Origin of the sequence: Halomonas sp. PGE1, assembly GCF_013000985.1 — a bacterium.
Lineage (GTDB): Bacteria > Pseudomonadota > Gammaproteobacteria > Pseudomonadales > Halomonadaceae > Halomonas > Halomonas alkalicola.
The window spans coordinates 396,309-421,830 of record NZ_CP053032.1; the positions used below are offsets into that span (position 1 = coordinate 396,309).

At 67.2% G+C, this 25,522-nt stretch carries 30 protein-coding genes and 1 pseudogene; 19 read left to right on the plus strand and 12 right to left on the minus strand.

Going from position 1 to position 25,522, the window contains the following annotated elements; all coding sequences use genetic code 11:
- Positions 1-53 precede the first annotated feature (53 nt).
- Together hmpA and HIR79_RS01960 are read right to left on the minus strand one after the other, a co-directional pair.
- Complete coding sequence (gene hmpA / locus HIR79_RS01955) at positions 54-1,223, minus strand: NO-inducible flavohemoprotein (protein ID WP_119021261.1); 1,170 nt, start codon at positions 1,221-1,223, stop codon at positions 54-56.
- Positions 1,224-1,336: 113 nt separating this feature from the next.
- Positions 1,337-1,903 carry a YIP1 family protein gene (locus tag HIR79_RS01960; protein ID WP_110069496.1) on the minus strand — a complete coding sequence of 189 codons (567 nt, stop codon included), beginning with the start codon at positions 1,901-1,903 and terminating at the stop codon, positions 1,337-1,339.
- Positions 1,904-2,066: 163 nt separating this feature from the next.
- Here HIR79_RS01960 and HIR79_RS01965 point away from each other — a divergent pair, with 163 nt between their 5' ends.
- The gene (locus HIR79_RS01965; RefSeq protein WP_169956396.1) at positions 2,067-2,483 is read left to right on the plus strand and encodes a MarR family winged helix-turn-helix transcriptional regulator; all 417 of its coding nucleotides are present in this window, start codon (positions 2,067-2,069) and stop codon (positions 2,481-2,483) included.
- A 39-nt stretch (positions 2,484-2,522) separates the two neighbouring features.
- Here HIR79_RS01965 and HIR79_RS01970 read toward each other — a convergent pair whose 3' ends face one another.
- Entirely contained in the window at positions 2,523-3,731 is a 1,209-nt protein-coding gene (locus HIR79_RS01970; protein WP_169956398.1) for a cytochrome D1 domain-containing protein, read from the minus strand.
- A gap of 18 nt (positions 3,732-3,749) precedes the next feature.
- Positions 3,750-4,100, minus strand: a complete 351-nt coding sequence (locus HIR79_RS01975) for a c-type cytochrome (protein ID WP_169956400.1) — start codon at positions 4,098-4,100, stop codon at positions 3,750-3,752.
- A gap of 236 nt (positions 4,101-4,336) precedes the next feature.
- On the opposite strand from HIR79_RS01975, the gene HIR79_RS01980 reads away from it, so the two are divergent.
- The 15 genes from HIR79_RS01980 to HIR79_RS02050 all read left to right on the plus strand — a co-directional run bounded on the left by HIR79_RS01980 (position 4,337) and on the right by HIR79_RS02050 (position 17,526).
- Entirely contained in the window at positions 4,337-4,810 is a 474-nt protein-coding gene (locus HIR79_RS01980) for an Lrp/AsnC family transcriptional regulator (protein ID WP_169956402.1), read from the plus strand.
- A complete protein-coding gene (gene ahbB / locus HIR79_RS01985; RefSeq protein ID WP_169956404.1) occupies positions 4,807-5,325 on the plus strand; it encodes a siroheme decarboxylase subunit beta in 519 nt (172 codons plus the stop codon). Before HIR79_RS01980 ends, ahbB (HIR79_RS01985) begins: the two co-directional genes overlap by 4 nt.
- Positions 5,322-5,894 (plus strand): AsnC family transcriptional regulator, encoded by a 573-nt coding sequence (locus tag HIR79_RS01990; protein ID WP_249322225.1) that lies wholly within the window; start codon positions 5,322-5,324, stop codon positions 5,892-5,894. The genes ahbB (HIR79_RS01985) and HIR79_RS01990 overlap by 4 nt, the downstream gene beginning before the upstream one ends.
- A complete protein-coding gene (ahbB, locus tag HIR79_RS01995; RefSeq protein ID WP_169956406.1) occupies positions 5,869-6,417 on the plus strand; it encodes a siroheme decarboxylase subunit beta in 549 nt (182 codons plus the stop codon). Before HIR79_RS01990 ends, ahbB (HIR79_RS01995) begins: the two co-directional genes overlap by 26 nt.
- Before the next feature lie 3 nt (positions 6,418-6,420).
- Entirely contained in the window at positions 6,421-7,620 is a 1,200-nt protein-coding gene (gene nirJ, locus HIR79_RS02000; protein WP_169956408.1) for a heme d1 biosynthesis radical SAM protein NirJ, read from the plus strand.
- Positions 7,621-7,665: 45 nt separating this feature from the next.
- On the plus strand, positions 7,666-8,532 hold the full coding sequence (cobA, locus tag HIR79_RS02005; protein ID WP_169956410.1) for a uroporphyrinogen-III C-methyltransferase: 867 nt from the start codon (positions 7,666-7,668) through the stop codon (positions 8,530-8,532).
- Positions 8,533-8,543: 11 nt separating this feature from the next.
- Complete coding sequence (locus HIR79_RS02010; RefSeq protein ID WP_169956412.1) at positions 8,544-10,043, plus strand: nitrite reductase; 1,500 nt, start codon at positions 8,544-8,546, stop codon at positions 10,041-10,043.
- A 116-nt stretch (positions 10,044-10,159) separates the two neighbouring features.
- On the plus strand, positions 10,160-11,356 hold the full coding sequence (locus HIR79_RS02015; protein ID WP_169956414.1) for an NnrS family protein: 1,197 nt from the start codon (positions 10,160-10,162) through the stop codon (positions 11,354-11,356).
- A 20-nt stretch (positions 11,357-11,376) separates the two neighbouring features.
- Positions 11,377-11,772: a SirB2 family protein gene (locus HIR79_RS02020; protein WP_169956416.1), complete on the plus strand. Its 396-nt coding sequence runs from the start codon at positions 11,377-11,379 to the stop codon at positions 11,770-11,772.
- Positions 11,773-11,879: 107 nt separating this feature from the next.
- Positions 11,880-12,197, plus strand: coding sequence for a carboxymuconolactone decarboxylase family protein (locus HIR79_RS02025; protein WP_169956418.1), 318 nt, complete (start codon positions 11,880-11,882; stop codon positions 12,195-12,197).
- 227 nt (positions 12,198-12,424) lie between these two features.
- Positions 12,425-12,871: a c-type cytochrome gene (locus HIR79_RS02030; protein ID WP_169956420.1), complete on the plus strand. Its 447-nt coding sequence runs from the start codon at positions 12,425-12,427 to the stop codon at positions 12,869-12,871.
- Positions 12,872-12,920: 49 nt separating this feature from the next.
- Positions 12,921-14,267, plus strand: a complete 1,347-nt coding sequence (locus HIR79_RS02035; RefSeq protein WP_169956422.1) for a cbb3-type cytochrome c oxidase subunit I — start codon at positions 12,921-12,923, stop codon at positions 14,265-14,267.
- Between the two features lie 61 nt (positions 14,268-14,328).
- The gene (locus HIR79_RS02040; RefSeq protein WP_169956424.1) at positions 14,329-15,138 is read left to right on the plus strand and encodes a CbbQ/NirQ/NorQ/GpvN family protein; all 810 of its coding nucleotides are present in this window, start codon (positions 14,329-14,331) and stop codon (positions 15,136-15,138) included.
- Between the two features lie 222 nt (positions 15,139-15,360).
- Complete coding sequence (locus tag HIR79_RS02045; protein WP_169956426.1) at positions 15,361-17,301, plus strand: nitric oxide reductase activation protein NorD; 1,941 nt, start codon at positions 15,361-15,363, stop codon at positions 17,299-17,301.
- Between the two features lie 12 nt (positions 17,302-17,313).
- On the plus strand, positions 17,314-17,526 hold the full coding sequence (locus tag HIR79_RS02050; protein WP_249322226.1) for a hypothetical protein: 213 nt from the start codon (positions 17,314-17,316) through the stop codon (positions 17,524-17,526).
- 153 nt (positions 17,527-17,679) lie between these two features.
- Here the strand turns inward: HIR79_RS02050 and HIR79_RS02055 are convergent, their stop codons facing one another.
- The 8 genes and pseudogenes from HIR79_RS02055 to HIR79_RS02090 form a co-directional block, all read right to left on the minus strand.
- Positions 17,680-17,991: a cytochrome C oxidase subunit IV family protein gene (locus tag HIR79_RS02055; protein WP_169956428.1), complete on the minus strand. Its 312-nt coding sequence runs from the start codon at positions 17,989-17,991 to the stop codon at positions 17,680-17,682.
- Between the two features lie 5 nt (positions 17,992-17,996).
- Complete coding sequence (locus HIR79_RS02060; RefSeq protein WP_169956430.1) at positions 17,997-18,584, minus strand: cytochrome c oxidase subunit 3 family protein; 588 nt, start codon at positions 18,582-18,584, stop codon at positions 17,997-17,999.
- A 31-nt stretch (positions 18,585-18,615) separates the two neighbouring features.
- Positions 18,616-19,182 carry a hypothetical protein gene (locus HIR79_RS02065; protein ID WP_169956432.1) on the minus strand — a complete coding sequence of 189 codons (567 nt, stop codon included), beginning with the start codon at positions 19,180-19,182 and terminating at the stop codon, positions 18,616-18,618.
- Between the two features lie 12 nt (positions 19,183-19,194).
- Positions 19,195-19,617 carry a DUF4870 family protein gene (locus tag HIR79_RS02070; RefSeq protein ID WP_169956434.1) on the minus strand — a complete coding sequence of 141 codons (423 nt, stop codon included), beginning with the start codon at positions 19,615-19,617 and terminating at the stop codon, positions 19,195-19,197.
- A gap of 169 nt (positions 19,618-19,786) precedes the next feature.
- The gene (locus HIR79_RS02075; RefSeq protein ID WP_169956436.1) at positions 19,787-21,286 is read right to left on the minus strand and encodes an MFS transporter; all 1,500 of its coding nucleotides are present in this window, start codon (positions 21,284-21,286) and stop codon (positions 19,787-19,789) included.
- Between the two features lie 58 nt (positions 21,287-21,344).
- Entirely contained in the window at positions 21,345-21,803 is a 459-nt protein-coding gene (locus HIR79_RS02080; RefSeq protein ID WP_169956438.1) for a universal stress protein, read from the minus strand.
- 65 nt (positions 21,804-21,868) lie between these two features.
- Positions 21,869-23,461: an MFS transporter gene (locus tag HIR79_RS02085; protein WP_169956440.1), complete on the minus strand. Its 1,593-nt coding sequence runs from the start codon at positions 23,459-23,461 to the stop codon at positions 21,869-21,871.
- 275 nt (positions 23,462-23,736) lie between these two features.
- A pseudogene (locus HIR79_RS02090) lies at positions 23,737-23,904 on the minus strand (LuxR C-terminal-related transcriptional regulator); the annotation flags it as partial.
- A gap of 157 nt (positions 23,905-24,061) precedes the next feature.
- Here HIR79_RS02090 and HIR79_RS02095 point away from each other — a divergent pair.
- The 3 genes from HIR79_RS02095 to HIR79_RS02105 are packed head-to-tail and all read left to right on the plus strand — an operon-like array spanning position 24,062 to position 25,490.
- On the plus strand, positions 24,062-24,271 hold the full coding sequence (locus tag HIR79_RS02095; protein ID WP_008174223.1) for a helix-turn-helix domain-containing protein: 210 nt from the start codon (positions 24,062-24,064) through the stop codon (positions 24,269-24,271).
- Entirely contained in the window at positions 24,268-24,882 is a 615-nt protein-coding gene (locus HIR79_RS02100; RefSeq protein ID WP_169956442.1) for a DUF1819 family protein, read from the plus strand. The genes HIR79_RS02095 and HIR79_RS02100 overlap by 4 nt, the downstream gene beginning before the upstream one ends.
- A 17-nt stretch (positions 24,883-24,899) precedes the next feature.
- Complete coding sequence (locus HIR79_RS02105; protein WP_169956444.1) at positions 24,900-25,490, plus strand: DUF1788 domain-containing protein; 591 nt, start codon at positions 24,900-24,902, stop codon at positions 25,488-25,490.
- The last annotated feature ends 32 nt before the right edge of the window (positions 25,491-25,522 follow it).

The window sequence follows — 25,522 nt, forward strand, 5'->3', positions numbered from 1 at the left end:
CAGCGCCCCGGCATGGCCGGGGCGCTGTGTGTTGGCGGTGGCGTCGAGCCGGTTCAGGCGGCGTCGAGGGGGCGCGAGGGGCCGAAGTGCTCGTAGTGGCGGCGCTCGGCCGGCACGCCCAGCTCGGCCAGGGCCCGGTCGATGGCGCTCATGAAGCCCTGGGGACCGACGAAGTAGCAGCGGGCGTCCTCTGGCAGCAGCCGGGCCAGCAGCGCGCGGTCGATGCGGCCGGTGTGGTCGGCCGCCTCGCCGCACTCGTGGACGCTCACCGCCTGCAGCCGTTCCGGGTGGGCCTCGGCCAGGGCCGCGACCTCGTCACGGAAGGCGTGATGCTTGGCATCCAGGGCGGCGTGCAGATAGACCACCCGGCGACCCTGGGCCAGCGCCTGGTGGGCCAGGGGCAGCATCGGCGTCTGGCCGACGCCGCCGGAGGCCAGCAGCAGCGGTTCGTCACCCTCGACCAGGGTCAGGTCGCCGGCCGGGGGCAGCAGCTCCAGGGTATCGCCGAGTGCCATGGCGTCATGCAGGTGGCGGCTGGCGCGCCCTTCCGGCTCGCGCTTGACGGAGATCCGGTAGGTGCGGCCGTTGGGCAGCGCCGAGAGGCTGTAGTGGCGATAGAGCGGCTCGCCGTCGAGGGTCAGCCTGACCCCGATGTACTGGCCCGGGGCATGCTCGGCCACCGGGTCGCCGTCCACGGGCGCCAGCACGAAGGAGCGGATCACGGCGCTCTCCTGGCGGATCTCGGCGATGCGGAAGGTGCGGGTACCGCGCCAGCCGCCGGGTCGCTGCTCGAACGTCCGATAACGGTGGGCCTCCAGCTCGATCAGCAGGCCGGCCAGCTCCTCGTAGACACCGCTCCAGGCGGCGGCGATCTCCGGTGTCACGGCGTCACCGAGCACCTCGCCGATGGCGGTCATCAGGCACTCGCCGACGATGGGGTAGTGCTCGGGGCGGATGTCCAGGGAGACGTGCTTGCTGACCACCGTGGCCAGGGTCTCGCGCACCTTCTCGCGATCATGGCGTAGCTGCACATAGGCCAGCACGGCACCGGCCAGGGCCCTCGGCTGCCCGCCGTCGGCCTGGTGGGCCTCGTTGAATAGCGGCTTCACTTCGGGGTAGCGGTCGAACATCAGCGGATAGAAGCGTTGGGTGATGGCGTCGAGATGCTCGGCGACGGTGGGGGCGGTGGCTGCGATTAGGGCTTCCTGGGCAGGGGTCAGCATGGCTGGCTCCTCTTCGGGTTCGTCGGGGGGTGTGTTTTTTAAGATGCATATAAAATACATCTTAAAAGTGGCGATCGCTACCCCCCTGCCCTGGTACAGGATGTCGCACCGGGTCAGTAGGCCCAGACGATGGCCATCAAGAGGCCCCAGGCCAGCACCCCGGCGGCCATGATGGTGTAGGTCGCCGACATGGCCACGATGTCCTCGTCCGTTCGGCGGCAGAGGGCCTGAAGGCCGTGATAGATCAGGCTGCAGGAGATGCCCAGGGCCACCAGCACCGCCAGGGCGTTGAGCAGCAGGCTGGGGATCAGCAGCACGATCGCTGAGGACCACAGCGGCAGCGGGGCCAGGGCGGCCAGCAGGTAGGCGTCGTGGTAGTCGATCGAGAGCTCGCGGGTGCCATTGACCACGGCGTGGATCAGCCAGCCCATCACGAAGAAGGTCAGCAGCTCCGCCAGGAACAGGATGGTGGTGATGAAGCGCCACTCCCGGTCGGCGAAGCCGGCGACGAAGGCGTCCCCGTAGTGGGTACCGGCGTAGTAGAGCATCAGCGGGGGCAGCAGCGACATCGGGAAGACGATGGCCCAGGCCAGCAGCGGAATGGAGGGGCGGCGCTGCTGCAGCTCCTTCCAGCCGACGCTGCGGGTGAAGGGCAGGCGGACGACGGTGATCAGGTTCATGGCGCTTTCCCCCTGTTGGTTCGGGCCGGTCCCCCGGTGTGGCGAGCCGAAGATTGCGGGGCCGCATCGAGGCGTTTAATATCATATTATGATATGTGTGCCTTAACTGTTAGTGCTCGGCGCGAGACCTGTCAAGGCCCGTGAAGCAGGAGAAGGAGCTTTCATGACCGAGGGTGAGCGGTTGACCAAGCAGGACTTCCAGCGGCTATCGCATTTTCGCTATCAGCTGCGCTGCTTCCTGCGTCAGAGCGAGGACATCTGTCGTGAGCACGGCGTAACGCCGCTGCAGTATCAGCTGCTGCTGCATCTCAAGGGCTTCGAGCGGCGAGAGTGGGCGACGGTGGGTGAACTGGCCGAGCGCCTGCAGGCCAAGCACCACGGCACGGTGGCGCTGGTCGACCGCTGCGAGGAGTCCGGCCTGGTGGTGAGGCGCCCGGGACGCGAAGACCGGCGTCGAATCGAGGTCCACCTGCTGGCGAAGGGCGCCGAGCTGGCCGAACGGATCGCCGAGAGGCACCAGCCGGAGCTTCGCCATCTTCAGGAGGAGTTTCAGCTGCCGGGGTGGCCCCGGCTGCCCTGACCGTCTGAACCGGGGGCGCTCGCCCCCGCGTGGCTGCCGCTACAGGCCGATACGGTGGGCCCGGTGGGTGAAGAAGATGCCGCTGGGCGACTGGGCCGGCAGGCGGGCCAGCTCCTCGAAGGTGCGGGTGTCGTAGACCACGACGTGGCCGCTGTCCCGGGCGGAGATCCAGATATGCTCGCCGCGGGGGGTGAACTCCTTGTGCAGGATCGACTCGCCGGGGGAGAGCGTCTCGATCACCTCGAGGGTGCGGGTATCGATCACCTGGACCCGGTCGTTGTCGGGGTGGGCGAAGGTGACCCACACCTGCTGCTCGTCGGGGCGGCTCATCACGAAGATCGGCTGGCCGTGCACCTCGATGCGCTCGGTCAGCGACCAGTCGCGGGTATCGGCCACCAGCACCTCGTTGCGGCCCACGGCGGGGAAGAAGGCCTGGTCGCCGGCCATGGCCCAGCCCTCCAGGTGGGGCATCTTGTAGACCGGCAGGCGCTCCTCGCCGCGGCCGTAGTCGGGCAGGATGCGCTGCACGCCCTTCTCCGGGTGCCACAGGTCGAGCAGCGCCATGCCGTCCTCGCCGAACAGCCCGGCAATGTAGTAGCGCCCGTTGGCGGTGATCAGGGCGTCGTAGGGCATGCTGCCCACGTCGCGATAGCGGGTCACCTCGGGCTCTTCGGTGGACATGTCGAGGGTCCAGATCTCGCCGGCCTCGAACAGGCTGAAGACGAACATGTTGCCCGGCACGTCCACCACGCCCACCACCTTGGCCTGGTCGGTGGTGCCGTCGGGTTTCTCGTAGGTGGCCGGCACGTCGATCACCAGCTCCATGGTCTCGACGTCGAACACCTTCACGCCGCCCGGCTCGTAGTTGCCCACCGCCACGTAGCGGCCGTCCTGGGAGATGGCGCCGCCGATGCTGTTGCCGCCCTGGATGATGCGCCCGTCTATCTCGCCGGTGAGCAGGTCGAGCCGGGTCAGGCCGCCGTCGCGGCCGAAGACGAAGGCGTGGCGGGCGTCGCGGGTGAACTTCACCGAAGCGTGGGAGAGGTCGCCGAAGCCCTCGATGTTCCTGAGTACCCGCTTGTGGGTGGTGTCGACCAGCGCCACGCTGCCGGTGGCGCGCTCGATCACCACGCCCAGGTCGCCGGTGCCGCGCAGCTCCACGGCGGGTTCGGCCAGGGCGGGGCCGGCGGCCAGCAGCGACAGGGCGCCGGCGGCGAGCAGGGTCTTGAAGGGGCGGTGCAACGGCATGGCGGTCTCCTCGGGGGGTCAGTCGTCCAGGGTCTTCAGGCGGTTGTCGGTCTGCAGGTGCTCGGCGATCCAGCGCGCCTCCTCCTCGCTGAGCAGCGCCTTCCAGCCGGGCATGGCGGTGCCGGGGATGCCGTGGCGGATGATGTGCGTCAGCGCCTCGGGGCTCAGGGTCTGCATGCGGTCGCGGGGCAGGGCGGGGCCGAGGCCGCCGCGCAGGGTCATGCCGTGGCAGGAGCCGCAGTCCTGGTAGAGCAGGGTCTCCAGGCGCTCGGGGTTCAGGGCGTCGGCGTCCCGGCTCTCCGCCTGGGCCACCTGGGGCAGCAGCCAGGCCAGGCCGAGTAACAGCAGGGGAAGGGCTCTCTTGGGCATGTCGGGGCTCGCAGGAGGTGGGGTGACGGATACCCGAGTCTCGCCGTCCGGGCGTCGCTCTGCGTTGATGAATATCAAGCCGCGGGCCGGTTGCGAAGGGGATTGGGTCATAAAAGGGCATTCCGCATGCCTCTTTTGACTTGCGTCAACCACCGCGGAGTTCTCCGCTTGCGGGGTTCGGGCTGCAGGTAAGATGCTCGAGAAAGGCATCTTAAAAGCGCCACGAGGAGCGCCCCATGGTCACACTCGACCCCCTGGACCGCCAACTGATCGACGCCTACCAGCGCGGCCTGCCGGTCTGCGAGCGGCCCTTCGCCGCCATGGCGGCGCGCCTGGGCAGCAGCGAGGCGGAGGTGCTCGAGCGCCTGGCACGCCTGGCGGATTTCGAGGTGCTCAGCCGAGTGGGGCCGGTGTTCGACCACGCCCGAGCCGGCGCCAGCCTGCTGGCCGCGGTGGCGGCGCCCGGGCCCTCGCGCGATGCCGTGGCGGAGGCGATCAACCGCGCCCCCGGCGTCAACCACAACTACCTGCGCGAGCACGATTTCAATCTCTGGTTCGTGATGACCGCGCCGGACGAGGCGGTCCTCGAGGCTCGCCTCGATGCCCTGGAGGCGGAGCTCGAGCGCGAGATCCTGCGCCTGCCCATGCTCGAGGGGTTCCATATCGACCTCGGCTTCCCGATCCCCTGGCATGAACTGGAGACGCCATGAACGCCCGACAGCCGGCTCCCGCCTGCGCAGAGCCCCTCGCCGAGCGCCGCCTGCGCGCCCTGGTCGAGCAGGGGCTGCCGCTGGTGCCGCGCCCCTGGCAGGCGCTGGCCGAGCAGTGCGGCCTGAGCGAAGCGCAGGTGATGGCCTGCGTGCGCCGCTGGCAGGCCGAGGGGCTGGTCAAGCGCCTCGGCCTGGTGGTGCGCCATCGCGCCCTGGGCATCACCGCCAACGCCATGGTGGTGTGGGACGTGCCCGACGCCGAGGTGGCCGACCTGGGCCGACGCCTGGCCGACGAGCCCGTCGTGACCCTCTGCTACCGCCGGCCGCGGCGCCTGCCCGACTGGCCCTACAACCTGTTCTGCATGATCCACGGCACGCGCCGTGAGCGCGTGCTTAGCGCCCTCGACGAGATCGTCGAGCGCCAGGCGCTGCAGGCCATTCCCCACCGCGTGCTGTTCAGCCTCAAGGCCTACCGCCAGCACGGCGGCCGCTATACCGCCGAGGAGCGCCCATGACCGCCATGCCCGCTACCAACCCACGCCAGCCCGCCGCCGCTGCACGCCAGCCCGCCGCCGCTGCTGCACGCCAGCCCGCCGCCGCTGCTGCACGCCAGCCCGCCGCCGCTGGGCCAGCCGCCGAGCTGGACGCCGCCGATCGGCGCCTGATCAACCGCCTGCAGGATGGCCTGCCGCTGGTGGCGGCGCCCTATGCCGCCGTGGCCGCGGAGCTCGACCTCTCCGAGGGCGAGCTGCTCTACCGCCTGGAGCGGCTGCTGGAGGCGGGGGTGCTCAGCCGCTTCGGCCCCATGTACCACGCCGAGCGGCTCGGCGGCGGCCTGACCCTGGCCGCCCTGGCGGTCCCGGAGCCGGACTTCGAGGCGGTCGTGGAGGCGGTCAACGCCTTTCCCGAGGTGGCCCACAACTACCGCCGCGAGCACGCGCTCAACATGTGGTTCGTGCTGGCCACCGAGACGCCGGAGCGCATCCAGGAAGTGATCGACGAGATCGAGGCCGCGACCGGCCTGCCCGTCTTCAACATGCCCAAGCAGGAGGAATTCCATGTCCGTCTCCACCTGCCCGTCTGAGTCGTCCTCGCTGCTCGACGCCACCGATCGCGCCATCGTGCTGGCCACCCAGGCCGGCCTGCCCCTGGTGCCCGACCCCTGGGGGGCGGTGGGCCGGCCGCTGGGCCTGGCCGGCGAGGAGGTGCGCGCTCGCCTGGCCCGCATGCAGGAGGTGGGCATCGTGCGCCGCGTCGCGGCGGTGCCCAACCATTACCGGCTCGGCTACGTGGCCAACGGCATGACGGTGTGGGACGTGGACGACGCCCACATCGACCGCCTGGGCCGCGAGGTGGCGACCCTGCCCGGGGTCAGCCACTGCTACCGCCGCCCGCGCCACCTCCCCGGCTGGCCCTACAACCTCTTCGCCATGTTCCACGGCCACACCCGGGAGGAGGTCGAGCGCCAGGCCGAGGCGCTGCGCGCGCTGCTCGGCGAGGCCTGCCGCGACCACCGCATCCTCTACAGCTCCCGCATTCTCAAGAAGACCGGCCTGCGACTGGCCGGCCGACCCGGTGCCGGGCGAAAGCCCGAGCCCAGGAGGTAAGCCATGTTTCGCGTCACCCGCTATATCAAGAGCCTGATGGAGCCGACCCCGATCCCGCCGGCCCGCAAGCCGCCGGGGCCGGTGGTGATCTGGAACCTGATCCGCCGCTGCAACCTCACCTGCAAGCACTGCTACACCACCTCGGCCGACATCGATTTCGCCGGCGAGCTCTCCACCGCCGAGGCCCACGCGGTGCTCGACGACCTCAAGGGCTTCCGGGTGCCGGCGCTGATCCTCTCCGGTGGCGAGCCGCTGATGCGCCCGGACATCTTCGAGCTGTCGCGGCGCGCCCGGGAGCTGGGCATCTACACCGGACTCTCCACCAACGGCACCCTGATCGACGAGTCCAACATCGACGCGATCGCCGCCATCGGCTACGACTACGTGGGCATCAGCATCGACGGCCTGGAGGCCACCCACGACGTCATCCGCCAGCGCCAGGGCGCCTTCCGCGAGTCGATGCACGCGGTGAAGCTGTGCAAGGAGCGCGGCATCAAGGTGGGGCTGCGCTTCACCCTGACCCGCGAGAACTATGAGCAGCTCGGCGACATCCTGGCGCTGATCGAGGAACACGACGTCGACAAGTTCTACCTCTCGCACCTCAACTACGGCGGCCGCGGCCGGCGCCACAGCAAGCAGGATGCCTGGTACCGCATGACCCGCGATGCCATGACCCGGCTCTTCGACCACTGCCGCGACGAGCTCGAGCGCGGCGTGGAGCGCGAGTACGTCACCGGCAACAACGACGCCGACGGCCCCTTCCTGCTGATGTGGGCCCGGGAGCACTTCCCCGACCAGGCCGACGCCCTGCGCCAGCGGCTGGTCAACTGGGGCGGCAACGCCTCGGGCGAGCATATCGCCAACATCGACAACCTCGGCAACGTCCACCCGGATACCTTCTGGTGGGACCACGACCTCGGCAACGTCCGGGAGCGGCCCTTCTCCACAATCTGGCGCGACACCACAGACCCCCTGATGGCGGGCTTCCGCCAGCGGCCGCGGCCGCTCAAGGGGCGCTGCGCCGAGTGTCGCTTCCTCGACATCTGCAACGGCAACACCCGGGTGCGGGCCTGGAAGGTGACCGGCGACCCCTGGGAAGAGGATCCCGGCTGCTACCTCACCAACGAGGAGATCGGCGCCAGTGCCGACGGCGAGCGGCGGGTGTCGGCACCCTACGAGGCCATTCAGGCCACCGAGCTCTGAACGTCGAGCGAGAATTCAGACCGTGATGCTCCGGGAGAGCGAGCCATGACAGCATTCCGACACAACCAGACCTGCCACTTCGGCCTCGACGAGGCGCCGCTGGCGCCGGGCGAGGTCGCCATCGTGGGCGCCGGCCCGGGCGATCCCGGCCTCCTGACCCTGCGCGCCCTGTCGCTGTTGCAGCAGGCCGACTGCCTGGTGTTCGACCGGCTGGTCTCCGCCGAGATCCTCGCCATGGCCAGGCCCGAGGCGCGCCGCTACTACGTGGGCAAGGCCTCGCGCTGCCACGCCCTGACCCAGGACGAGACCAACGCCCTGCTGGTGCGGCTGGCCGGCGAGGGCCAGCGGGTGCTGCGCCTCAAGGGCGGCGACCCCTACATCTTCGGCCGCGGCGGCGAGGAGGCCGAGTACCTGATCGAGCACGGCATCGGCTTCCGGGTGGTGCCGGGCATCACCTCGGCCTCGGGCTGCTCCAGCTACGCCGGCTTCCCGCTGACCCACCGCGACTACGCCCAGAGCGTCACCTTCGTCACCGGCCACTGCAAGGGGGACCGGGACCTGGCCCTCGACTGGGCGGCTCTGGCGGTGCCCCATCACACCACGGTGTTCTACATGGGGCTGGCCAACGCCGAGCTGATCCGCCGCGAGCTGCAGGCCCACGGCATGCCCGCCGAGACCCCGGTGGCGCTGGTGGAGCGCGGCACCACGCCGGAGCAGCGCCACGTGCTGGCCACCCTGGGCGACCTGGTGGAGGTGATCGAGCGCGAGGCGTTCCGGCCGCCGACCCTGATCGTGGTGGGCGAGGTGGTCAGCCTGGCCGAGACCCTGGCGCCGGCCATGACCCGCCTGGCCCGGACGCCGGAAGACGCCATCGACTCCCTGGAGCGCGGGGTGGGGAGGGTGGCCCTGTGAGGGAGATCCCGATGGCGCTGCCACCCCTGATACTCGGTGGCCTGCTGGCCGCGATCACCCTGCCGGCCCTGGCCGGCGAACCGGACGCCGAGGTGCTCTACAACCAGCACTGCTCGGTCTGCCACGGCGTCAGTCGCCTGGGCGGGATCGGCCCGGCACTGCTGCCGGATAACCTGGCCCGTGTCCGCCCCGACGACGCCATGGCGACGATACTGGAGGGGCGGAAGGACACCGAGATGCCGGCCTACCGCGAGCTGCTGTCTCAGGAGGAGGTGGCGGCCCTGGCCGAGTGGATCTTCACGCCGCCTGAGCATGACCTGGCCTGGGAAGAGGCCGATATCCTGGCCAGCCACGATGTCGCTCACCCCCATGGCAGCCTGCCGGACGCGCCGGTATTCGAGGTCGAGGATCTGAAGAACCTCTTTCTGGTGGTGGAGATCGGCGATCACCACGTCAGCCTGCTGGACGGCGACACCTTCGAGCGCATCACCCGCTTCCCCAGCCGCTATGCCCTACACGGTGGGCCCAAGTTCTCCGCCGATGGTCGCTATGTCTACTTCGGCTCCCGGGATGGCTGGGTCACCAAGTACGATATCTACAACCTGACGGTCACCGCCGAGATTCGCGCCGGTATCAATATGCGCAACGTTGCCCTGTCCGCCGACGGCAACTATGTGCTGGCCGCCAACTACCTGCCCCACAGCCTGGTGCTGCTCGATGCCCGCGACCTCGAGCTGATCGCGGTGATCCCGGTGGAGGGTCTCGATGGCGAGACCTCCCGGGTCAGCGCCGTCTATACCGCGGCGCCACGCAACAGCTTCGTGGCGGCGCTTCCCGATATCCCCGAGGTCTGGGAGATACGCTGGCCGGAGGAGCGCATCGAGGGCGATGAGACGATTCTGGGCGATGTCGCCCTGCATCGTGTGAAGGCGCCCGACCACCTGGACAACTTCTTCTTCAATCGTGACTATCGCCATGTCATCGGCGCAACTCGTGGTGGCCGGGGCGCTCAGGTGTTCGACCTCGACGAGGCGCGCAAGGTGGCGGACCTGCCCCTGGAGGGCATGCCGCATCTGGGGTCCAGCCTGACCTGGGAGCGCAATGGCACCAGCGTGATGGCCGTGCCCCATCTCAACATGGGGCGGGTCTCGGTGCTCGACATGACCGACTGGTCGCTGATCACCCATATCGAGACTGACGGTCCGGGCTTCTTCACGCGCAGCCACGAGAACTCCCCCTACGCCTGGGTGGATGTCTTCTTCGGTCCCCATCAGGATCGCGTCCATGTGCTCGACAAGCAGAGCCTTCAGGTCGTCGAGACGCTGATTCCGGAGCCGGGCAAGACCGCCGCCCACGTGGAGTTCGACCGGCGCGGCGAGACCCTGCTGCTGAGCATCTGGGAGGATGATGGCTACCTGCTGTGGTTCGATGCCGATACCCTCGAGGAGCTGGGGCGGATGCCCATGAAACGCCCCTCCGGCAAGTACAACATCTGGAACCAGACCCGGTAGGCACCGGGCGGTCACCGAGCGGCCGCGATAAGAAATATTCTTGATACCTGTCATGGCCCCGGCGGCCTCGGGCAAGGCACAATGGGAAATCTAGCGCAACCGTCGGGACAGCTGCCATGACGTCACCCCAACCCGAGCCGGCCGGCATCCCCGTCGCCCGGCTCGCCTTCCGCCCCCTCTTCCTGCTCGCCTCGCTGTTCAGCGTGCTGGCCATGGTGGTGTGGTTCGCCTTCTGGCACGGCGATATCCTGCTGCGCCCCCACGGCGGGCTGATGTGGTGGCACCAGCACGAGATGATCTTCGGCTTCGGCGCCGCCGTTGCGGTGGGCTTCCTGCTCACCGCGGCGCAGAACTGGACCGGCCAGCCGAGCCTGCGGGGCGCGCCGCTGCTGGGCCTGGTCGGCCTCTGGCTGGCGGCCCGGCTGCTGATCGCCTTCCCCATGGGGCTGCCCGCCGGGGTGCTGATGGCCATCGACCTGGCCTTCCTGCCCCTGGCCGCCCTGGCGCTGGCGCGCATGGTGGTGGCGGTGCGCCAGTGGCGCAACCTGGTCTTCGTGCCGATCCTGCTGCTGCTGGCGGTGGCCAACCTGGCCATGCACCTGGGCGTGATGCGCGGCCAGCTGCCGCCGATCCGCGAGGGGGGCTACCTGGGCGTGCTGCTGATCGCCACCCTGATGGTGCTGCTGGGCGGCCGGGTCATTCCCTTCTTCACCTCGCGCAAGCTGGGACGCCCCAGGCCGGCCGACTGGCCGATGCTCGAGCGCCTCGCGCTCTGGTCCATCTACGCCGTGGTGCTGCTGCAGCTGGCGGTGGTGCTGGGCATCGAGCTGCCGGCGGGCCTGCTGGGCTGGGTCATGCTGGTGGCCGCCGCCGCCAACGGCGTGCGCCTGGCCCGCTGGGAGGGGTGGCGCGCGCTGCATGAGCCGCTGCTGTGGGGCCTGCACCTGAGCTACGCCTTCATCGTGGTGGGGCTGGTGATGTGGGCGCTGGCGATGACCGGCGTCTTCCGGGTCGAGCTGGCGCTGCACGCCCTGGCCATCGGCGGCATCGCCTCCATGATGCTGGCGATGATGTCCCGGGTGGCGCTGGGCCATACCGGCCGGGAGATCCGCACCCTGCCGGGCATCGGCGTGGGGCTGGTGCTGATGTTCGCCGGCGCCCTGCTGCGCTCGCCGGTGCTGGCGATGTTCCCCCAGATCACCCACTGGACCTACAACCTCAGCATCCTCTTCTGGTGCATCGCCTACCTGATCTTCCTGTTCCACTACACGGTGCCGCTGCTGACCGCCCGCGTGGACGGCAAGGACGGCTAGGTTTCCCCGGGAGGTACCCGATGATCGAGCACTACTTCCTGATCAAGCACCTGCATATCACCACCGCCACCCTCAGCCTGCTCTTCTTCGTCGTGCGGGCCTGGTGGTCGGTGCGCGAGTCGCCCTGGCTCCAGCGCCGCTGGGTCAGGGTGCTGCCCCACGTCAACGACACCCTGCTGCTGACACTGGGCGTGCTGCTGATGGTGATGCTCAAGATGTGGCCCCAGCACCACCCCTGGCTCGCCGCCAAGCTGATCGCCCTGCTGCTCTACATCGGCCTGGGCACCCTGGCGATCAAGCGCGGGCGAAGCCCCGCGGTGCGCGGGATCGCGGCCCTGGCGGCGGTGGCCACCTTCGCCTACATGCTGGGGGCGGCGCTGCACAACAGCCCCCTCTCCTGGCTGGCGGCCGGCTGAGCCCCGGCATGACGTCGGGGGGCGGAGCTCTCTATACTGCGGCTTAGGTTGCCGACCCTTCCCGGCAGACTCACCAGTACCCTCTACAGCAGCCAAGGAGCGATTCGATGAGCCAAGAGCAACTTCCCGCCGGCGCCGGCAAGGTCGCCGAGCAGTACCCCGAGGTGTGGGACGCCTATGCGGCGCTGGGCAAGGCCTGCGCCGAGGCCGGCCCCCTGGACGCGCGCACTCGCCGCCTGGTCAAGCTGGCGCTCGCCGTGGGTGCGCGCTCCGAGGGCGCGGTGCACTCCCATGCGCGACGCGGCCTGGAGGAGGGCGAGTCCCCCGAGGCGCTCAAGCAGGTGGCCATGCTGGCCATTCCGACCCTGGGCCTGCCCTCCGGCGTGGCGGCCCTGACCTGGATCGAGGACCTCACCGAGGCGTGATTCATCGCCGCCGGCAGCCCGCTGCCGGCACCCCGCCCCGTTCCCCGCGAATGGCAAGCCTCGGTTGCGTCATTCTGCCCCCTCCCTATTGACCCTCGTCAAAGTCATGGACGCGTCCTCACTGCTACTCTTTAACATGCATAGAGAATGCATATTAAGGGGGCGGAAGCGGTCGGTACCCACGGCCGTTTTCCACAAGAAGACAGACTAGCAAGGGGGTATGGTCCATGACCGAAGGCCTGACAAAGGCAGCTGCCCGCAACATCTTCTATGGCGGGTCGCTGTTCTTCTTCCTGGTGTTTGCCGCGCTGACGGCTCACAGCCACTACTACATCGTCAACACCTCGACCCAGCCGCTCACGGACTCCGTGCGGCTGGGCAAGCACGTGTGGGAGGAGCACAACTGCATCAACTGCCACACCATCATCGGTGAAGGCTCCTACTTCGGACCGGAAGTCGGCAACGTCTGGACCCGCTACGGCGGCCATGAGAACCCCGAAGGGGCTCGCATGGCGCTGGCGGCCTGGATGCGCGCCCAGCCCACCGGTGCACCGAACCGTCGTCAGATGCCCTACTTCGAGATCAATGACGAAGAGATGGCAGCCCTGATCGACTTCTTCGAGTGGACCGATTCCATCGACACCCAGGGCTGGCCGCCCCACCCGGCCGGTTGATCCGGACCCGTGACTCAGCCGGATTCCCGAAACCAGGAGAGCCGAACCGATGAAATATGAAACGCAGAAGGTGGCCCTGCCATTCTTCATGGTCGCGATGGCGCTGTTTGCGCTGCAGATCGTCTTTGGTCTTGCCGCCGCCGCCGCTTATGTCTGGCCTCACTTCATGTCCGAGGCCATGCCCTTCAACATTACCCGGACCAGTCATACCAACCTGCTGATCGTCTGGCTGCTGATCGGCTTTATGGGCTGCACCTACTACCTGATGCCCGAGGAGGCCGAGAACGAGATCTACAGCCCCAACCTGGCCTACCTGCAGCTTGGCCTGTTCGCCATTGCCGGCGCCGGCGCGCTGATCAGCTACCAGTTCGGCATCCACGAGGGGCGTCACTACCTCGAGCAGCCGCTCTGGTCGAAGATCCTGATCACGATCTCCTTCCTGATGTTCCTGTTCAATACCAGCCTGACCATGCTCAAGGGGCGCAAGACGGCCATCAACATGGTCCTGATGCTGGGCCTCTGGTTGGCGGCGGTATTCTGGCTGTTCGCCTTCTACAACCCCGACAACCTGGCGCTGGACAAGCTCTGGTGGTGGTGGATCGTCCACCTCTGGGTGGAAGGCGTGTGGGAGCTGATCATGGCCTCCCTGCTCGGCTACCTGCTGATCAAGATGACCGGCGTCGACCGCGAGATCATCGAGAAGTGGCTCTACGTCATCGTCGGCCTGGCGCTCTTCTCCGGCCTGCTGGGTACCGGCCACCACTACTACTGGATCGGCACCCCCGGCTACTGGCAGCCCATCGGCAACATCTTCTCCACCCTCGAGGTGATCCCCTTCTTCGCCATGGTGGTGTTCGCCTTCTACATGTTCTGGAAGGGCAACCGTAACCACCCCAACAAGGCCGCCATGCTGTGGACCATGGGCTGTGCCGCCGTGGCCTTCTTCGGCGCCGGCGTGTGGGGCTTCATGCACACCCTGTCGTGGATCAACTACTACACCCACGGCACCCAGATCACCGCGGCCCACGGCCACCTGGCCTTCTACGGCGCCTACGTGATGCTGATCATGGGTATCATCACCTATGCCATGCCGCAGCTCCGTCGTGTGCAGCCCTACAACCAGGTGCTGAACATGTGGGCCTTCTGGATCATGACCTCCGCCATGTGGTTCATGACCTTCACCCTGACCTTCGCGGGCGTCGTCCAGACTCACCTGCAGCGGGTGCTCGGCATGAACTTCATGCAGGTCCAGGACCAGCTTGACCTCTTCTACATCATGCGTTTCAGCACCGGCATCTTCGTCGGCATCGCCGCGCTGATGTTCATCTACGCGGTCTTCGGGCCGGCGCGCGAGCAGGTGCCTGCCACCAGCAAGCCGCTGACCGCTGCCGAGTAATGCCCCCGGCGGGCCGCGGCGGTCGCCGCGGCCCGCTTCCTTCAGGCTTCTGGAGTGATCCATGACCCATATCGCATCCCTGCCCGAACTCGACCAGGAGGCACCCTACTACGAGCCGGTCGGCAACGAGTGTGCCCTCTTCGAGCAGGCCTACCAGCAGCGCCTGCCGCTGCTGCTCAAGGGGCCCACCGGCTGCGGCAAGACGCGCTTCGTCAGCCATATGGCAGCCAAGCTGGGTCGGCCGCTCTACACCGTCTCCTGTCACGACGATCTCACCGCCGCCGACCTCACCGGTCGCTACCTGCTTCAGGGTGGCGAGACCCGCTGGGTCGACGGCCCGCTGACCCGCGCCGTGCGCGAGGGTGGCATCTGCTATCTCGACGAGGTGGTCGAGGCGCGCAAGGACGTCACCGTGGTGCTGCACCCGCTCACCGACGACCGCCGCCTGCTGCCCCTGGAGCGCACCGGAGAACTCCTCGAGGCGCCCGACGACTTCATGCTGGTGGTCTCCTACAACCCCGGCTATCAACACATTCTCAAGTCTCTGAAGCCCAGTACCCGCCAGCGCTTCGTGGCGATGTCCTTCGACTTCCCGCCCCCCGAGGTGGAGTGCGGCATCGTGGCCCGGGAGAGTGGCCTGCCCCATGAGCGCTGCGCCGCCCTGGTCAACCTGGCCACCCGCCTGCGCGAGCTCAAGGGCCAGGACCTGGAGGAGGGGGTCTCCACCCGCCTGCTGGTCTACTGCGCCACCCTGATCCAGGCCGGCATGCCGATCCTGACCGCGGCCCGGGCCACCCTGGTGGAGCCCCTGACCGACGACCTGGACGTCCAGGAAGGGCTTATGGAAGCAATTAACGCCACTTTCGGCTGAGGAAGCACTGACACATTACTGCGCTCGATATCCTGCCCTCCGGCGGTGCTCGGAATCCTCATGTAGCAGGCTACACTCCGGTTGACTCGGAACCTTCGGTTCCTCGCCCCTTCGGGGTCATCCTCCGGATGTTTGTCGCTTCGCTCGGTTCTGCGCTCCGGCGGCGACCAGCCTATCTTCGCTCGTGACATGTCTCAGCGCTTCCTTGATAGGAGAAACGCCATGCTGCACTTTCTCGAGGTCGAGGAGTTCGTCGGCCGCCACTGGCACCGCTGGGCCTCCGGGGCCGCCAGCTACCGGCGTCATCCCGAGGCCGCCGTGGCCCTGGAGGATCTCCGCCATGTGCTCGGCGTCTTCTTCCGCGCCAGCGGTGGCGAGAGCGGCCTCGAGGTGGCCGCCATCGTGGCGCGCAGCTCGGCGCACCGGCTCTCGCTGCGCCAGCGCCTCGGCTTCGATGACGAAGCCATCGACCAGGCGCGGCGCGACGAGGAGAGCCTGCTGCTGCCGCCGACCCTGGACCTCTTCCCCGAGACGCGCCTCAACCGCGACCTCTACTTCTGGCTGACCGCCTACCTGGCGGTCTCCCGGCATCCGGGCCTCCACGCCGACCCGCTCCAGAATGACCTGGCGCGGCTGCGTGAGGCGATGCGCGCCACCGAGGCGGCCCTGATTCGCTTCCCCGGGCTCGCCGGGCGCTATCGCGACCTCTGTGCGGCGCTGCTGGCGGTGCGCCCGGTGCGGCGCAAGCTGCCGCCCATGGAGCAGGCCCTGGAGGCCACGCTGCGCGCCCTGCTGGGCGATGATGCCCCCCTGGAGGGCTGGGCCGCCTCCATGGCCGCGGCGGTGGCCGACCCGGAGGCGTCACTCGAGGCGTTCCAGGCGCCGCGGGGCTATCGTCCCCCGCTGCCGGTCCCCCTGTGGGGCCAGGTGGTGCACCTGGGCGTGGGCCACGGTCGCGAGGAGAGCGACGAGGACCCCTATGATGGCGAGACCAACAGCGCCCAGCAGGCCAGCGAGGGCAAGCGCAAGGCGGAGCGCCGCCGCCAGGACCAGTCGGAGCGCGACGACCCGCTGATCGCCAACCGCTTCGAGAAGATGCTCTCCTGGACCGAGATGGTGAACCTCAACCGCCTGGTGGAGGACAACGAGGACGAGGAGGCCAAGCGCGCCGCCGAGCAGATCGAGGAGATCGTCATCAGCCCGCACAAGCAGCGGGCGGCGACCCGGCTCAAGGTCGACCTCGACCTGCCGCCGGACGAGGCGCTGGGCGAGCGGCTACGCGGCAAGCAGCTCTACCCCGAGTGGAACTACCGCAAGCAGTGCTATCTGCCCGACCACTGCCAGGTGATCACCGACCTGCAGAGCGAGGAGGGCGAGCAGTGGGAGCCGGACGACGCCACCCGGCGGCGCATCCGCCGGGTGCGCCGGGAGTTCGAGGCGCTGCGTCCGCGCCGCGAGATCCTGCGCGGCCAGGTCGACGGCAACGAGCTCGACATGGACGCGGTGATCCGCTCCCGCTGCGACCTGGCCGCCACCGGCGAGGCCAGCGACCGCCTCTACATGACGGCCCGCGAGCAGGCCCGCGACCTGGCGGTGGATATCCTGGTGGATGTCTCGCTCTCCACCGATGCCTGGCTGGACGATCGCCGGGTGCTCGACGTGGAGAAGGAGGCGCTGATGGTGCTGGGTCACGGCCTGGCCGGCTGCGGCGACGACTACGCCATCCACTGCTTCACCTCCCACCGCCGCCAGAAGGTGTGGGTCAACACCCTCAAGACCTTCGAGGAGGGCATGAGCGAGCGGGTGGCGCGGCGCATCTCGGCGCTGAAGCCGGGCCACTACACCCGCATGGGGCCGGCGATCCGCCACGTGACCGGGGAGCTGGCCAAGCGCCCCAACCGCCATCGCCTGCTGCTGGTGATCACCGACGGCAAGCCCAACGATACCGACTACTACGAGGGGCGCTACGGCATCGAGGACACCCGCAAGGCGGTGCTCGAGGCGCGCCAGCAGGAGGTGCGGGTGTTCGGCGTCACCGTGGACCGCGAGGCGCACCAGTATGTCTCGCACCTCTTCGGGCGGGGCAGCTACGCCATCGTCAACCGTCCCGAGCACCTCGCCCTGGCGCTGCCGGGCATCTACCGCCAGATCATCGGCCACTGAGGAGCGACCATCATGCGCAACGCCGCCGTGCCGAATCGCCGTCCCGCCATCGCCGTCGCCGTGGGCCTGCTGGTCGCCCTGGCGGTGATCACCCCGCTGGCCTGGCTGATCAACACCCGCGACTGGGGCATCCTGGTGATGTTCGTGGTGCCCTTCGCGGTGTGGGGACTGATCTGGCTGGGGCGCCGCCTGGCCGACTGGGCCGGTGTCGGCCCTCCGCCCTGACCCCTTTCGTTCCTGGCAATGGCGCTCGAGGCTGATCCGGCGTCAGACCTGTGAGGAGGCGCCACGAATCCATCCCTGGAGGCTACCTAGACCATCCCTGGTCCACGGACCTCCTCTTCGGTCTGCCCCCGGCGCCTCTCGCGACAGGCCAGTTCAAGCCGCCTGGGCCACCAGGTAGCCGGCGCCCACCAGCAGCAAGGTGAAGAGGGTGAGGCCGGTAAAGGCGCCGCGCCAGGCCGGCGTCGAGGCGTGAAGGCCCAGGTAGACCATCAGTACCCGATGGGCCTTGAAGAAGGTGGTGGCCAGCAGGAGCCCCGCCGACCAGAGGGGGAGCGCTTGCAGCCGGGCCTCGCCGCCGAGCTGGGCCGAGGCCATGGTGATCAGGGTCAGGCCCATCAGCACCGCCCAGGTGATCAGCAGTCGGCGTGTCGGATGGGTCGGTGCGCCCTTGGTCCTGGAGTGCATGGGACTCACCTCAGCAGGTAGATGATGGGATAGAGCAGGATCCAGATCAGGTCGACCATGTGCCAGAAGGCGGCAGCGGTCTCCACGTTGTCGTGGGAGATCCGCCAGGCCACCAGGGCGATCAGCCCCAGGCCGAAGATCACATGCGCGAAGTGGAATCCGGTCAGCAGGTAGTAGAAGGTGAAGAAGGTGTTGGTCTCGGGCAGGATGCCCTGCCCCAGCTTGTCGGCATACTCCACCACCTTGACCACGCAGAAGAGCACCCCGAGGGCGAAGGCCCCGCCCAGCCACTGGCGGCAGCGGCGCACCTGTCCCGCGGCGATGGCCTGGGATGCCAGGGCGGCGAAGAGGCCGCTGGTCAGCAGCACCAGGGTGTTGAGGCCGCCGGCCACCGGGTCGAGCAGCTGCTGGGAGGCGTCGAACACCTCGCGCTCGCCGGCGCGCAGCCAGGCGAACATGCCGAAGAAGGCGGCGAAGACCAGCATCTCGCTCAGGATCAGCACCCACATCAGCGGGTTGCCCGGCAGCGCCGAGAGCGGCCCCCACCCCGGGTTGGGCAGCGAGCGCTCCCGGTCGGCATCGTGTTCGCGCATCTCGACCCTGTTTGTTTCAGCCCTGTTCATTTCAGCCCTCGGCGGGGACGGGGGCGTGCTCGAACTCGGCACGCACCGCCGGGGTGGTCAGTTTCCAGCCGGCCCAGGCGAACAGCGCCGTGAGCAGGGTGGCGATGAGGATCAGCCCGCCCAGCAGGCCCACCAGGCCGGCGACCGGATCCTCGACGTTGACAGCCTCGGTGGTGGCGGCGTCCGGCAGCAGGCTGAAGGTCAGCGGCGTCAGGGCCGCGCCGCCCAGCACGCCGACGAAGCCGGCGGCCATCAGGGCGATGAAGGCGTGCCTCGCCCAGGGCAGGCGGCGCAGCAGGGCGACGGCCAGGCCCAGGGTGACCAGGGCGCCGAGCAGCAGCAGGCTGGCGACCCGGGTGCTGCGCTCGATCATCCAGGCCACGCCCCCGGTCAGCCCGCCGCTGCTAGCATCGACGCCCAGGGTCATGGCCAGGGCATCGCCCGGTGCGCGGCTCAGGATCACCAGCAGCAGGGTGGCGAGGGCAAACAGGATGAAGCCCCAGGCCAGGCCGGTCACGGCAGGGGAGCGCGGCACGGATGGCCGGTGCGATAGCGTGGTGTGCGTCATGTTGGGGCTCCCTCAGTCGCCGAGGCGAACGGCGGCACCGCCGAACAGCAGGCTACGCGGGTTGTCGACGGGGCGCGCGGCCATCAGCCGCTGGATGCCGACGCCGCAGCGCGCGATGGTCCAGATCAGGCAGGCGGTGAAGAAACCGTAGCCCAGCACCCAGGAGGCCCAGGCGGGGGCGCCGATCCAGCCCAGCAGGTTCCAGGCGGCCAGGGCGATCAGGCCGCCCAGGGCGCCCAGCCAGAAGGTGCGGATCTGGAACAGCAGGTGGCTGTCGGCCATGGGCGGGACGCGGCCGCGCCGGATATGGGCGATTACTACGCCGATGGGAGCGGTGATCACCGCCATGATGCTGCCCAGGTAGAGCACGTAGATGGCCGCGGCCAGGCCACGGCCCCGGGTGTCGGGTGCGAGGGTGGTGTCGGTGTGGGACATGTCGCCTTGGCTCCTGTCGAGTGCTGCCTGATTTGATGCATTCTGGATACTACTATGACGCCCGCATCCGCCGGCGTCTTTGTCGGAAGTCAAGGTCGCGGACGGTGAGGCCGGAAACGGCTGCGCCCGGCGGGGCCGGGCGCAGCGGTTCGGGTGGTGGGTGTGAGCGTCAGGCCTTGCCTTCGGCCTTCAGCTGCTCCTGCTCCTCGATCATCTTGTCCACCGAGGAGAGGTAGTACTCGTCGGCGAAGCCGCTCTCCGGCTCCTTGAGCCAGATGAAGCAGACCAGCCAGCTGAGGAAGGCGCCGGCGGCCAGGATGTAGAAGAACTGGGTCGGGGTGACGAAGGTGAAGAGGGTCAGGTAGACCACCGCCCCCACGTTGCCGTAGGCGCCGGCCATGCCGGAGATCTGGCCGGTGATGCGGCGCTTGATCGAGGGGATGATGCCGAAGGTGGCGCCCTCGGAGCCCTGCACGAAGAAGGAGGTGAAGATGGTGATGGCGATGGCCAGGATCAGCGGCCAGGTCTCGTTCATCATGCCCATTAGGGTGAAGCCGATGCCGATGCCGAACATGTAGCTGAGCATCACGAAGCGCCGGTTGCCCATGCGGTCGGAGACCGCGCCGCCCATGGGGCGAGCCACCAGGTTGACGAAGGCGAAGGACGAGGCGATCAGGCCGGCGGCCGCGGCGGTCAGCCCCCAGGTCTGCTCGAAGAACATCGGCAGCATGGAGATCACCGCCAGCTCCGCGCCGAAGTTGGCGAAGTAGGTGGTGTTGAGCGCGGCCACGCTGTTGAAGTGGTACTTGTCGTCCTCCGGCACGCCCTTCTTCAGGATCGGCACGTTGACGCGGATGATCTGCACCACCTGGTAGATGACGATGGCCAGGATCGCCAGGTAGGAGATCACCGCCGCTGTCATGGACATGAAGCCCATGTCCTGAATCCGCCACACCAGGATGGCGAGACAGCCCACCAGCGGGATGGTCCACAGGATCAGCTTGATCATGTCGCCCCAGCTGCTGACCTCCATGGCCAGCGCCTTGCGGGTCTTGCGGTGGGAGGTGGCGGAGGGGCCGTCGGTGATGGCAAACCAGTAGTAGACGCCGTAGGCGGCCATCACGAAGGCGCTCTGGGCGATGGCCCAGCGCCAGCCCTCGTCGCCGCCGTACCAGACGATGGCGATGGTGGGCAGGGTCATGGCGGCGGCGGCGGAGCCGAAGTTGCCCCAGCCGGCGTAGAAGCCCTCGGCGAAGCCGATGTGCTTGGGCTTGAACCACAGCGCGGTCATGTGGATGCCGACCACGAAGCTGGCGCCGATGGAGCTCAGCACCAGGCGCGCGACCAGCAGTTGGGTGAAGGAGTTGCCGAAGGCGAAGGCCAGGGCGGGAATCGCCATGGTCACCATCAGGATCGAGAAGACCCGACGGGGGCCGAAGCGGTCCAGCGCCATGCCGACGATGATGCGCGCCGGGATGGTCAGCGCCACGTTGCAGATGGCAAAGAGGCGGATATGGTCCTGGGTCAGCCAGTCGACGTCGCGCAGCATGCTGGTGGCCAGCGGCGCCATGTTGAACCAGACGTAGAAGGTGATGAAGAACGCGATCCAGGTCAGGTGCAGGGCCCTGATCTCAGGAGTGCGTACCTTGAAGAGGTCAGCGACTTTCATGGTGAAGTCATCCTTTAAGCGAAGGACGTGATGACACGGACAAGGGAATCCTCTCCGCCTAGGGGCTGGGGAAGATCAGCAGCGGGACCTCGGCGCGGCGGGCCAGGAAGGAGCTGACGCTGCCGAAGGTCATGTAGTCGAGCTCGTCGACGAAGTAGCTCAGCGACTGGGCGATGATGCCGCCGTCGGGCTTCTGGCTGTGGCGTGCCATCACCAGCAGGTCGGGGGCCAGCTTGCGGGTGGCCTCGAGCAGCTGCTTGCGGGGATCCCCCTCGGCGATATGTACTTCCGTTTCGCAGCCCTCGGCCTCGGCGAACGTCTTGGCCTCGGCCAGGGCGGCGGTCAGCTCCTGGACCTCCTCCTGGAAGAGATCCTCGTTGGCGTCGGTATAGTCCCGGGGGTTCTCGGCCACGGCCACCAGCAGCAGCTTCGGCTGGGTGCAGCGGAACATCTCCACGGCCTGGGCCAGGCAGAGCTTGGCGTTCCGGGAGCCGTCATAGGCAACCATGATCTTCATGGGGTCTCTCCTGCAGGGCTCTGGCGGGGCGACCGGGAGGCCGGTCGCCGGGCGAAGTTGGCGGGTTACGGGTTCTTCACGTAGGCGTTCTTGCGCAGGTAGAACCACCAGTTGATCACCAGGCACACCGCATAGAAGATCGCGAAGCCGTACATGGCGAGCTCAGGTGTGCCGGCGCGAATCTGGCCGCCCATCACCACCGGGGCGATGAAGGCGCCGTAGGCGGCGACCGCGGAGGTCCAGCCCAGCACTGGGCCCTTCTGCTGGGCATCGAAGATCACGCCGATGCTGCGGAAGGTGGAGCCGTTGCCGATGCCGCTGGCGGCGAACAGGATCACGAACATGATCATGAAGATCGCGAAGTAGCTGTTCGGGTCGGTGGAGTTGTAGGCCAGCATCATCACGTAGCCGGTGATGGCGGAGGCCACCACCATGATCACCGAGATCACCTGGGTGACGATGGAGCCGCCCACCTTGTCGGAGACCCAGCCACCCAGGGGGCGGATCAGGGCGCCGACGAAGGGACCGATCCAGGCCCAGGTCAGGGCGCTTGGGCCGTCGGGGTTGGCGACGCGGGTCACGCTGCCGTCGGCGGCCACCTCCATCATGCTGCCGAAGATGACGTTGATGGAGAGCGGCAGCGCCGCGGAGAAGCCGATGAAGGAGCCGAAGGTCAGGATGTAGAGAACGGTCATCGACCAGGTGTGCTTGTTCGAGAAGATCGCGAACTGCTTCTGGATATTGGGCTTGATGCTGCCCGGAATCAGGCGCAGCAGCACCACGGTGAGCACGATGGTCAGCGGCAGGGCGACCCACATGCCCAGCAGGTTGAGGGCGAACATGCCGATGATGCTGGCGACCGCGCCCACGGCGTAGAGGCCGAGGATCTTGCCGAAGGCCTGGGCAGGGCTGCCCGGGGCCGGCGTGATGGTGCGCAGGTTGTTCATGCCGAACCAGCCGGCGAAGGCCAGCGGGATCAGGAAGACCAGCCAGACGAAGCCGGCATTCTGGATCCAGGTGTCGGTGCCCGCCTCGATGCGGCCGATCAGGGTGCCGCTGGCGTTCTGCAGCTCCATGGGGCCGCCGGCGATCACGCCGAAGATGCCCACGGTCATCACCAGCGGGATCAGGATCTGCATGGAGGTGACGCCGAAGTTGCCGAGGCCGGCGTTCATGCCCAGGGCATAGCCTTGCTGCTTCTTCGGGTAGAAGGTGGAGATGTTGCTCATGGAGGCGGCGAAGTTGCCGCCGCCGATGCCGGAGAGCAGCGCCAGGGCCTGGAATACCCACAGCGGCGTTTCGGGGTTCATCAGCGCGAAGCCGGTCCCCGCGGCGGGGATCATCAGCAGGGCGGTGGTCAGGAAGATGGTGTTGCGCCCGCCGGCGATGCGGATCATGAACGAGGCCGGGATGCGCAGGGTGGCACCGGAGAGGCCCGCCAGCGCCGTCAGGGTGAACAGCTCGCTCACGGTGAACGGGAAGCCGAGGTTCTGCATCTGGGTGGTGATCATCCCCCACATCATCCAGACGCAAAAGCCCATCAGGAGGCTCGGGATGGAGATCCACAGGTTGCGATTGGCAACCCGCTTGCCCTCCTTCTCCCAGAACTCCTCGTTCTCGACATCCCAGTGTTCGATGTCGGCATTCTTCCTGGTCATGGCGTATCCCCTTGAGGTCCAGCGATGTGCTCGTGGTGCCCGATAGCGGTTGACCGGTATCAAGGGCAGGAGCTCTGGGGCAAAGATACGCCGCCGTACGGGCGCGCGAAACGTGGCCTCGGCGGCCGCCAGGCGGGGGGATACCTCCAGGGAGGTAGGGGGGGATAATCTACAGGTGACTGTTTATGAAAGGCTTTGTGGCGGGGAGGGTGGGGCGGTAGGGGGCTGGCGGTGCCCCTGGATTATTTGGAGGTATCCACACAGAACCGCCCCGGCTAGCGGTCTACCCCCTCCTGCACCGCCCACACCGCGGCCTCCACTCGCGAGCGCAGGTTGAGCTTCTTGAGCAGGTGCTTGACGTGGACCTTGACCGTGCCTTCGGTGATGTCGAGCTTGCGGGCGATCATCTTGTTGGAGAGCCCGCCGGCCAGCTCGCGCAGGATAAAGCATATCTATGCCTATCTATGCAGATCAATTCGGTTGAAAGCAGCGTGGTACCTCTATATATTGATCAGTCAATGTAGTGTAGGGCGGTTCCGCCCATGAGACCGTGCCGCCTCAGATAAGGTGGCAACACCATCGCCCATAGGAAGCGAAAACATGGCCGAGATGGAAGATCGCTGGTTATCCGTAGACGAAATAGGCAAGCACCTCGGTGTCAGCAATGACACCGTGTACCGCTGGATCGACAAGCACGCAATGCCCGCCCACCGTATGGGGCGTTTTTGGAAGTTCAAAAAAGTCGAAGTGGATGAGTGGGTCAAGGGCGGTGGCGCCGCCGAGACGAGCAAGGGTGAGCGTTCCGAATGACCCAAGGCCGGTATCGCATCTCCTTCACGTCCGGCAGCCTGTATCACCGCGAATCGGTGAAGCTGGCCGAGCTGTACCTGTCGCTCCGTGACTGGGATGAGGTGCGTGCTCAAGCGCTGCATGACAACCTGCTACAGGCCAGAACGGAAAGCACGGCAAAGCGCACCTGTAGAGAGGCGATTGCACGCCTGAAGACGTTGACCGAAAGCGAACGGACTTTCCTGGCCGAGGCAAACCACCAGGACCAGGCTCACCTTCTGTGGGTTGCCGTGTGCCGACTGTACCGCTTTATCGCGGACTTTGCGGTGGAAGTGCTACACGAACGGTTTGTCGCGATGAAGCTGGATCTCAGTTTTGAGGATTTCGATGCCTTCTATAACCGTAAATCGGAATGGCATGACGAGCTTGATAATGCCAGCGCCTCAACGCGCGATAAATTGCGGCAGGTCCTGTTCAGAATGCTGCGGGAGGCAGGGTTGTTAGCTAAGGACAAAACCATAAACGCAGTTCTGCTAAGCCCCAGGCTGGTTGAGTTGCTGCGTCAGAACAATCCTGACGAGTTTTTCTACTTCCCAGTCTATGAATCCGATATCAGGGGGATGTCAGCTTGAGAAAGGACATTGCCAAAATGCCGATGCAGGAGCGACTACAGCACCTGTTTAGCGTGGTTTCCGGCCAGCGGTTCCTGAACAAACAGGGGCTGGGTAATGAAGTGCCTTTCTTCATCTGTCCCTACCGGCCTGAAGAAGCGGTCGAAATGGAGCGTCTTCAGCGGCAGTTGGTTAACCGGCTGGAGCAGGCGGGCATCCGGATCCTGAGTATCAATCTGTACGACCTGGCCGTCGATATTTTGAAAGACAGAGACATCTGGGAGCAGGTGTTGGAGCTCGAGCCCACGGTCTCAAAGGATCAACTGAAAGAACTGCTACAGGGAGTGCTGGACCCGGAAGCCCATTTGGTGCCCGCTATTGCGGCAAAACTCCAGTCCGTTGAGTTTGACGTGCTGTTTCTCTCAGGGGTGGGCGAGGTTTTCCCCTACATACGCTCCCACAACGTGCTTAACAACTTGCAGAGCACCGCCAAAGACCAGCCAACGGTGATGTTCTTCCCGGGCTCCTATACCCACTCGCTGGAAACCGGTGCATCGCTGGATCTGTTCGGCAGGCTGCATGACGACAAGTACTACCGTGCGTTCAACATCTTTCATTACGAAGCCTGAGCGGACGATACGATTCGAGGCGTAATCATTAA